3 protein-coding genes are annotated in these 2,655 nt (G+C 68.4%); 1 reads left to right on the top strand and 2 read right to left on the bottom strand.

Annotation, left to right across the window (positions count from 1 at the left end):
* Positions 1 to 488: 488 nt before the first annotated feature.
* Positions 489 to 869, bottom strand: a complete 381-nt coding sequence (locus JZ792_RS40900; protein ID WP_216918325.1) for a DUF5313 family protein — start codon at positions 867 to 869, stop codon at positions 489 to 491.
* Positions 866 to 1,342, bottom strand: a complete 477-nt coding sequence (locus tag JZ792_RS40905; protein WP_216918327.1) for a MarR family winged helix-turn-helix transcriptional regulator — start codon at positions 1,340 to 1,342, stop codon at positions 866 to 868. Before JZ792_RS40905 ends, JZ792_RS40900 begins: the two co-directional genes overlap by 4 nt.
* Positions 1,343 to 1,481: 139 nt before the next feature.
* Between JZ792_RS40905 and JZ792_RS40910 the strand changes: the two genes are divergently transcribed.
* The gene (locus JZ792_RS40910; RefSeq protein WP_216918328.1) at positions 1,482 to 2,486 is read left to right on the top strand and encodes a DUF418 domain-containing protein; all 1,005 of its coding nucleotides are present in this window, start codon (positions 1,482 to 1,484) and stop codon (positions 2,484 to 2,486) included.
* The last annotated feature ends 169 nt before the right edge of the window (positions 2,487 to 2,655 follow it).

The following is a 2,655-nucleotide window of genomic DNA, read 5'->3' on the forward strand; positions in this document are numbered from 1 at the left end:
GTCATCTTCATTCCGCTGCCGCCACTGCCGTGGTTGCCCCCGCCCCCGTGAGTGCGACCCCACGGTGATCGCCGCGCGTCAGCGGACCCCGAGGGTGTTCTCGGTGCGGCAGCACCTGCATGACGCGCTCGATTTCCTTCGAGCGGCCGATGACCGGGTCGAGTTTGCCCCCCGTGCTAGTCCGAATCCCGCCAGCCATGCCGAGGGGTGCGCGGATATTCGCTGGACGGGACTGAGATGCTCGATACGTGATCGATACCGTCCCACTTCGCTGTGAATGCCCCACCGCTCCCGCCGCCCCGTCGGCGCTCGTCACTTCGGTGTCGAGTCGAGCGTGATGTGGTGGCGTAAACGGGAACGGCGAATCGCTCGACCGGCCGACGCGCCGTGGCGGGATCGGCGGCGTTCGCGCACGGCCGTGACCAGGCCGCCCGGTCGCGCCGCCGGTCGCGTGCCGATCCACCGCCGCTACCACTGAGGCGCGCGGGTCAGTGCGGGTATCGGGCGACGTAGCGCGCCCGTTCCAGTTCCCGCAACCGGGCCCGGCGCGGATTCTCCAGATCGACGGGCAGACCGTGTTTCGCCAGCCGGTGCGCACGGTTCATCGGCATGAAGGCGACCGTGTAGAACAGCGCGAGCAGCAGGGCGAGCAGGACCATCGCACCGCGGAGCCACAACTCGCCGGGGAAGAGCAGGAATGCCGCGAACAGCGGCGTGAACGGGACGATGCCGCGCACCACGTGCCGGGCACCGGCGTAATCGCCGGTGAGATCGTCGCGGACCCAGTCCCGCATCGAATCCGGGAGTCGGCGTCCGAAGGCGTAGCCGATCCACCGCAGCGGTCCCGGGCGACGGTTTCGATTGCTCATGCGCTCGTTCCTGTTGTCTCGGTGTCGTTTTCGGTGAGGAAGTGCCGCGCGGCGACGTTCACCCGGGTGAGCACATCGCGCAACTCCTCCAGGTCGCCCACCGTCACACCGAGGCGTTCGACGACCGCGGGCGGAATCCGCTCTGCCTGTTGTCGCAACTCGGCGCCCGCGGCGGTCAGGTTCACCACCAGATTGCGTTCGTCGCGAGGGTCGCGTTCGCGGGTGATGAGCCCCGCCGATTCCAGTCGTTTGAGCAGCGGGGACAGCGTCGGCGAGTCGAGTTGGACGGCCTCGGCGATGGATTTCACCGACATCGGGGCGTCACCCCACAGCGCCAGCATGACCAGGTATTGCGGGTGGGTCAGGCCGAGCGGCTCGAGCAGCGGCCGGTACACCGCCAGGACGGCGCGGTTGGCGACGGCCAGCGCGAAACACACCTGCCGATCCAGGCGCAACGGATCGTCGATCTCCATCGGTCCTCCTCGGGTCGTCCGAGCATTAGGTTAGCGTGTTAATAGTTAGTGCGTTAAGTATATGTGCGCCAACTCTCCGCTACCCGACATCGGAACGCGGCTACGGACCCGGCCCGCCGAAGCTCGCTAGCGTGGACGGATGCAGTCCGACGTCCACGCGCGCATCCCCGAACTGGACGCCGCGCGCGGTTTCGCCCTCTGCGGGCTCCTGGTCGTCGAAACCTGGCAGATCACCGACATGTCGGCCACCATCGCGCCGGGGGTCATGGACCCGACCCGGCACCTGCTCAGCGTCGTCTTCGAAGGACGTTTCCTCCCGATCTTCGCGTTCCTGTTCGGAATCGGCTTCGGACTGCTGCTGGATCAGGCGGCCGAACGCGCCGCTCGCCCTCGCCTGGTCCTCGCACGGCAACTCGCCGCGCTGGCGGTAGTCGGCCTGATCCACCACTGGTTCCAGCCGGACGAAGTCCTGCTGCCCTACGCCGTCGTCGGGCTGGTCATCGTGCTCCCCTCGGCCGGACTGCCACGATGGACGCTGCTGACACTCGGCCTGCTCGGCACCGCGGGCGTCGCGGCGCTGCTCGGCGGCGGACTCGGCCTGGCGCCGGGACTGTTCCTGCTCGGCCTCGTCGCCGTCCGATTCCGCCTCCCCCAAACCCTGAACGAGCGGACCTGGCAGATCGCGCTGATCTTCGTCATCGCCGCACCCCTGGCCGTACTCACCACAACCTGGGAATACCGCGTCCCCTACCTGGACCTGCTCGGCAGCTCGGCGCCCGCCGTCGCGGGACTCACCGGCGCGCTCGCCTACCTGACCGGGCTACTCCTGCTACTGCGCACACCGGCGGGACGGCCGGTGACCGAGATGCTGGCGCCGATGGGCCGAATGACACTGACGAACTACGTGTTCGCGACCGGACTGATCCTGTTCGCGGGCGAACGCCTACACCTGTCCGGTTCCACCGACTACGGTGCCGTGCTGCTGTCCGCGGCCGGGATCGCGGTCATCCAGATGGCCGTCAGCCTGCTCTGGTCGTATTGGTTCCGGCACGGACCACTCGAATGGATCGTGTACTGCGTGACCTGGTGGGAATGGATTCCGATCCGGGTCACCGCCAAGGGGGAGTTCTACAGCGAGCTGTGATGTCGGCCGCTGGTGCGGCGTGGTTCGCGGCCTTGGTGTCTCGCGTCCGAGCGGCCGAGACTGGCGACTGCGTCGCGGCGCTTCGACCGCTCGGACGCGAGACGGCGCGAACCGGGCGCTCGTAAGACTCGTGCCGGGGTGGGCCGGGGTGCCGGGACGGGCCCTTCGG

This window comes from Nocardia noduli (assembly GCF_019038455.1).
Lineage (GTDB): Bacteria > Actinomycetota > Actinomycetes > Mycobacteriales > Mycobacteriaceae > Nocardia > Nocardia noduli.

Coding starts and splice junctions, on each gene's coding strand:
- JZ792_RS40900 (WP_216918325.1), bottom strand. CDS start 869: ATGAGCAATCGAAACCGTCGCCCGGGACCGCTGCGGTGGATCGGCTAC.
- JZ792_RS40905 (WP_216918327.1), bottom strand. CDS start 1,342: ATGGAGATCGACGATCCGTTGCGCCTGGATCGGCAGGTGTGTTTCGCG.
- JZ792_RS40910 (WP_216918328.1), top strand. CDS start 1,482: ATGCAGTCCGACGTCCACGCGCGCATCCCCGAACTGGACGCCGCGCGC.